Below are 5,138 nucleotides of genomic sequence, written 5' to 3' on the forward strand. Positions count from 1 at the left end.
AGCGAAAGTCGCTCAGGCCATCGGCAATCCAATCGCCAAAGGAGCGCGCCACACCGTCCACCGCCGAGGACAGCGGCCCGTCCAGTTCCGCGCCAAGATCCCCCGCCGCCTCGGTGGTTTTGGACAGATCGCCCGCAACGCCGCCGCCGCTGCCGTCGTCCAGCGTGTCGCCGAGCTGATCCAGCCTGGTCTTCAGCGCGTCGGTGCTGTCATCCCCCGCATCCAGTTCGGCATTGGCAGAGCCCATCTGCAAGGTGAGGGTCTTCAAGGCTTCTGTAGCCTTACCCCATCCCTGTTTGGCGAGGTTCTCGGCCTTCTGTTTTGCCGCCTCCGCTGCCGCCTGATGCTCCTCCACCTTGAGGTTCAGACTGTGCACCGCGCTTGCAGCCTCGACCGCATAGCCATGAAGAGACCGGGCCAGACCGTCCTGCCCCGCCGCCCGTGCGCCCTGTGTCATCCTATGCAGGAACCCGGCCCAGGTGTCCTGCACCCCGGAGATCATCGTCACAAATCCGGCTTTGACAGAGGCCCAGACCGCCTGAAGCGACGGCCCGATTGCCGAGGCACTGGTCCTGATCCCCTCCCAGATCCCTTTGGCCAGATCCCCCAGCGCCTGCAGCGCCGCGCCCCAGCCGCCGGTGGCCACCACCAGCTGGTGGAACTTCATCGCCAGATAACCCGCGCCCACCACCAGCGCGCCGATCCCGGTGGCAATCACCGCCCCGCGCAGAAGCACCAGCCCCCGCTGCAGCCCTTTCATCGCGAGACTGGTCACCGCCGCCTTGGTGCTGGTGGCCCCCAGCGCCATTTCCAGCGCAATCGCCGATTTGGCCGCCGCCGCAAAGCGCAGCGGCGCCAGCGCCACCATCGAGACCACGCCCCCCAGCGCCACCACCAGCGGCGCCGAGACCTTCAGCACCAGACCCAGCGCCAGCGCCGCCGGGCCGACCGTGCCCGCGATCAGCGCGCCGGTGGCGATGAAGCGCTTGGTGCCATCGGAGAGATCGTTGAACCAGCCCGCCACATCTGCCACCCGGTCACTCAACCCCTGCAGCGCCGGGGCCAGCGCCACCGTCACCTGATTGGCGAGGCCCCGCCCGGCAAGGCTCATCCGCGACAGCGCGTCATTGGTCAGCTCGATCTGATCCGCATCGACCTCCGACACCGCGACGCCAAAGCGATTCACATCCTGCGCCGCCGTGCGCAGCGCCGCCCCGTCGATCCGGGTGAAGATCAGACCCGCCCGGCTGCCAAAGAGATCCGAGGCCACCGCCGCGCGCTCCGCCTCCGGCACATATTCCGCCAGCGCGCCCTGGATCTGCTCCAGCCGTTGATCCAGCGGCAGCGCCTGCAGCGCACCCGCGCTCAGATGCAGCCGGTCCAGTGCCTTGGCCGCCGCCCCCGTGCCGCCCGCCGCCTGGCTCAGCCGTTTGGTCAGCTGGATCGTGGCCTGCTGCACCTCGCCCATGGAGACCCCGGAGAGATCTGCGGCGCGCTCCAGCACCTGCATCGAGGCCACGGTGGTCTCCAGCGATTGCGCCATCTTGGCCTGCGCATCCACCACCCGCAGGCTGGAGCGCACCGCAATGCTGGCCGCCGTTGCCATCGGAACGGTGAGGCCGAGCGCCATGCGCCGCCCGGCCCCTTCCATCCGCCCCGCCATCCGCTCCATCCGGCGCTCCACCGTGCCCATGGTGGCCTTGGCGCGTTTGGCCCCGGTCTCAAAGGCCGCGGAATCCATTGAAAGCACGCCGCGCAGCGCGCCAATAACTGCGGACATCTAAGCCCCCTGTTTGCTGTTGAAGTGCATGGTCATCAGGCGCGCGCGCAGCTGTTCGAGATCCTGCGTCGCATCGGCCTTGCTGCGGTGCGTCTGGCCCGCAGCCTTGGTAAAATCGGGCATCTTCTTTGGATTGTGGAAGGCATGGCTGACCAGGACGCCCAGCTCCTGGTTCAGCACCCGCCGCGCCGCCACCTGCGCCTCCCGCGCCCGGATTTTGGACCGGGTAATCAGGTCGTATTCGCGCAAGGTAAGATCGTGGAAATCGGCGTGGTGCGCCCCCAGCTCACACCACGCCGTAAACAGCGCCGCCCAGTCTACGCCCCCGCCGGGGGGCTGGCCTTTCCCGCTGTCGCCGCCCCGTCATCCTTGGTCCCGTCACCCTTGGCCGCCTTGGCCTCAGGTGCCGGGAAAGCCTTGGCAATGGCCTCGGCAATGAACGGCACCACCTGGCGCGCGCCGCCCGCCGCATCAATGACGTCCATCGCCTCTTCCTTGGGAATGCCCTTGCCATCCCCCAGACCCGCCGCCAGCGCCGAGACCAGAAGTTTGATCCCGCCACTGCCCTGGATCAGCTTGTCCAGCAGCCCGTCAAAGGGCTGGCCATCGTTGTCCTCTTCAAACCGCATCAGCGCGCCGGTGGTCAGGCGCAGTTTGTGGGTGGTCTCACCCACGTTCAGAGTTGCTGCCGGGATCATGGGTTACGCTCCTTTGGTCCAGGTGATGAGGCCCGTGGGCCGCAGCTTGAGATCCATCATCAGATCGCCGTCCTGATCGACGGAGGGCATCGAGGGATTGACGAAGGCCTTGTATTTGAAGACGTCGCCACTGTTGGCCTGGTCGCCGATCTTCGGCAGCTTCACCCGGAAGAACACCGGCACCCCCGAGGTCTTGAAGGCCAGCGCCTGCTCATACAGCTCTTTCGAATAAAAGCAGGAGAGCGTCAGCTCGCTGACCTCGGTGAGGCCGACGCCGTATTCGCGGGTGCGCCCGGGGCTGTCGAGCGAGGTCCGGTCGCGGTATTCCGGGTTCTCCTCCGGAATGCCCACGGTCTTGCAGCCCTTGATGACTGCATAGTTCTCATCGGTGTCATCGGCGGACCATTCGATGTCCACCAGATCGCCTGCAATGACATTCTCTGCCATGGCCTGTCCTTTCATAATGTTTGGAAGTTGCCGGTCTCCCGGCCAGATCAGGCGCGGTAACGCACCTGCACATCCAGCATTTGCAGCCGGATCACATCACCGCCGGTCTCCTCAAAAGAGTCCCGCCGGGAGAGTTCCTTGATGCGGATCACTGATCCGCCGCGATAGTCGGTGAGCGTGGTCGAGATCTGCGGTGCAAGCGTCAGAACCTCATCCGCATCCTTGGAATAGACATTCACCTGCACCCGGGCGGTTTCCACATCCGCCCGGGATTTCAGGGAATAGTCTGTCAGATTGGAAATGCGTTGAAGCGTGATCCGTGGATACCCCGCTGCATCACCAAACCCACCCCAGACAACACCTGCCGCCAGTGGCTCAAGCACCGCATAGAGATCTTCTTCCATGCTCATGAGCGTGCCGCCTTGCGCCGCGCGCGCTCAACGGCCTTTTCAATCTCGGCCCAGACCTCACGCCGCAAGGTCGCCAGCATGACGGGCTGTGCCATATCCCAGGCCGGGCGCAGGAACGGTCGCGCGGGCATTGCCCCGGTCGCCCGTCCGGTCGAGCTCTGCACCCGGGGACCGGTGCCAAACTCATAAAGATGCGCATGCGGCGCATCCTCGCCGTCTGGCTGCACAGGCCCCACATAAAGAACCACCTTGCTCCGCCCCCGATCCCCGCGCGCCTCACGCCGCTGCCGCGCGGTCAGCTTCGACGTGACGGCGATGGTGAAGGGAGAGACCCCCTCGGCCATCAGCGCCACCGGTTTGAGGCTCTTCTTCATCGACCGGCGCATGACGCCCTTGGCCGTGCCGCGTGGCAGTTCAGCCAGCGCCCGTTCAATGTCGCCCGCGCCCTCGATCTTCATCTTTACGGCCATCAGGTGCCCTCCCGGATCTTCCAGGCGGTCACCTCGATCCACTTTCGCCGGCCGATTTCCTTGGTGCCGGTGATTTCCCAATCCGCACCCTCAAAGCGCAGAATGTTATCGCCAGTCACCGCTGCAGCACGTGCCGAATACCGCAGCACAAACCGCGCCTCCGCCTTCTGCTCCACCGCACCGGCGCGCCAGCGCTCACCATCGGACAGCGGCTCATAGCTCGCAGATACTGTCAGCAGTTCCGCCGTGCCCGTTGTGCGCATGTTGCCGGTGGCGGTTTTTTCCGAAACCCGCTCCAGGATCGTGACCCGGCGATCAAGACGCCTGCCCATTATTCCACCTCGCACGGACGCCGATAGCGCGCCTGTTTCATCAGGAGCCGCACACCAAATGACAACTGCGGCGGCTGCTCGCCATCCACCGCGATACCAGCCTCAAACCATTCCTTTGCCAGGAGGAAGATCGCCTGCCGCAACCGCGCGCGGGTGGCGGCATCCGCACCGCCGACCGTCGCCTGCACCCGCAAGAGATCCCCGGCCACGGCACGCCCTGACCAATCTGGACCAATCACAAGCTGCGGCTCGTCATAAGCCTCCTGGACCCACGCCCCCTCAAGAGGCTGGTCGATCCACCCCCCTGCGCCATCGCTTATGGCAAGGCCCGTCAACTCCGTGACCGGCAAAACCGGAAACCACCACCGCCGCCAGGCACCACGAGTCGCGATGAACTCAACCGCGCGTGGCGTAAGCGGGCGACCGGTGGCGGTGGCAACGGTGGCTTCTGCCGCTTCCAGAACCAGACCAAGCGCGCCGTCATCATCCAGATCCTCAGCGGCGATATGCACCGACCGCTTGAAATCCGCCAACGCCACGCCCGCCGGAATCTCACCCTCTTCGATCACCCGCATTGCCCGCGCTCCTTACGCCTTTGCGCCCTGTTTCGGGGGCGTGCCTGCGGACGTCTTGGCCGCATCATTCGATGCACCCTTTGGGTTTTCCTCGGTCGCGGCAGGTTCGGCCTGCGCCTGTTCACGGGCTGCAACCGCCTCTTCACGCGCATCCAGTTCGGCCCTCTGGCTGTCCAGAGCGGCTGCCTTCTGCTCAAGCTCTGCCCGCGCGTCGTCGATCAGCTTCTGAGCTTCGGAGGTGTCGATCTGCACGCTGGAGATTTCCAGCGTTTCATCCGGGTCATAGGGCTTGCAAACGCCCTTCGGCCAGGCGGCGATTGTCTCGGGGTCAAAACCTCCCACGTCGCCTTTGACGTAACGGCCATGGGTTTTCAGAAATTTCACGATGGTTTTGCTCATTTCAGAGATCCTTGTCTGTAAGGGGAA

General features: G+C 65.1%; 8 protein-coding genes and 1 pseudogene. All 9 read right to left on the reverse strand.

Features of this window, described 5'->3' with window-relative positions; translation table 11 throughout:
- Positions 1 to 1,780 (reverse strand): annotated as a pseudogene (locus tag MHM97_RS22550) (hypothetical protein); the annotation flags it as partial.
- A complete protein-coding gene (locus tag MHM97_RS22555; protein WP_239325869.1) occupies positions 1,781 to 2,029 on the reverse strand; it encodes a hypothetical protein in 249 nt (82 codons plus the stop codon).
- A 68-nt stretch (positions 2,030 to 2,097) separates the two neighbouring features.
- Positions 2,098 to 2,478 (reverse strand): GTA-gp10 family protein, encoded by a 381-nt coding sequence (locus MHM97_RS22560; RefSeq protein WP_239325871.1) that lies wholly within the window; start codon positions 2,476 to 2,478, stop codon positions 2,098 to 2,100.
- Between the two features lie 3 nt (positions 2,479 to 2,481).
- Complete coding sequence (locus MHM97_RS22565; RefSeq protein ID WP_239325873.1) at positions 2,482 to 2,925, reverse strand: hypothetical protein; 444 nt, start codon at positions 2,923 to 2,925, stop codon at positions 2,482 to 2,484.
- A gap of 47 nt (positions 2,926 to 2,972) precedes the next feature.
- A complete protein-coding gene (gene gp17 / locus MHM97_RS22570; RefSeq protein ID WP_239325875.1) occupies positions 2,973 to 3,335 on the reverse strand; it encodes a tail completion protein gp17 in 363 nt (120 codons plus the stop codon).
- The gene (locus tag MHM97_RS22575; protein WP_239325877.1) at positions 3,332 to 3,805 is read right to left on the reverse strand and encodes a hypothetical protein; all 474 of its coding nucleotides are present in this window, start codon (positions 3,803 to 3,805) and stop codon (positions 3,332 to 3,334) included. The genes gp17 and MHM97_RS22575 overlap by 4 nt, the downstream gene beginning before the upstream one ends.
- Positions 3,805 to 4,137, reverse strand: coding sequence for a head-tail adaptor protein (locus tag MHM97_RS22580; RefSeq protein WP_239325879.1), 333 nt, complete (start codon positions 4,135 to 4,137; stop codon positions 3,805 to 3,807). The genes MHM97_RS22575 and MHM97_RS22580 overlap by 1 nt, the downstream gene beginning before the upstream one ends.
- Positions 4,137 to 4,712, reverse strand: coding sequence for a hypothetical protein (locus MHM97_RS22585; protein ID WP_239325880.1), 576 nt, complete (start codon positions 4,710 to 4,712; stop codon positions 4,137 to 4,139). The genes MHM97_RS22580 and MHM97_RS22585 overlap by 1 nt, the downstream gene beginning before the upstream one ends.
- Before the next feature lie 12 nt (positions 4,713 to 4,724).
- The gene (locus tag MHM97_RS22590) at positions 4,725 to 5,111 is read right to left on the reverse strand and encodes a hypothetical protein (RefSeq protein ID WP_239325881.1); all 387 of its coding nucleotides are present in this window, start codon (positions 5,109 to 5,111) and stop codon (positions 4,725 to 4,727) included.
- Positions 5,112 to 5,138: the final 27 nt, after the last annotated feature.

The organism is Epibacterium sp. Ofav1-8 (genome assembly GCF_022348185.1).
Lineage (GTDB): Bacteria > Pseudomonadota > Alphaproteobacteria > Rhodobacterales > Rhodobacteraceae > Epibacterium.

Bases quoted from the DNA above. Each gene is read 5' to 3' on its own strand.
- MHM97_RS22590 (WP_239325881.1), bottom strand. From the start codon at position 5,111: ATGAGCAAAACCATCGTGAAATTTCTGAAAACCCATGGCCGTTACGTC.
- MHM97_RS22580 (WP_239325879.1), bottom strand. From the start codon at position 4,137: ATGGGCAGGCGTCTTGATCGCCGGGTCACGATCCTGGAGCGGGTTTCG.
- gp17 (WP_239325875.1), bottom strand. From the start codon at position 3,335: ATGAGCATGGAAGAAGATCTCTATGCGGTGCTTGAGCCACTGGCGGCA.
- MHM97_RS22575 (WP_239325877.1), bottom strand. From the start codon at position 3,805: ATGGCCGTAAAGATGAAGATCGAGGGCGCGGGCGACATTGAACGGGCG.
- MHM97_RS22565 (WP_239325873.1), bottom strand. From the start codon at position 2,925: ATGGCAGAGAATGTCATTGCAGGCGATCTGGTGGACATCGAATGGTCC.
- MHM97_RS22560 (WP_239325871.1), bottom strand. From the start codon at position 2,478: ATGATCCCGGCAGCAACTCTGAACGTGGGTGAGACCACCCACAAACTG.
- MHM97_RS22585 (WP_239325880.1), bottom strand. From the start codon at position 4,712: ATGCGGGTGATCGAAGAGGGTGAGATTCCGGCGGGCGTGGCGTTGGCG.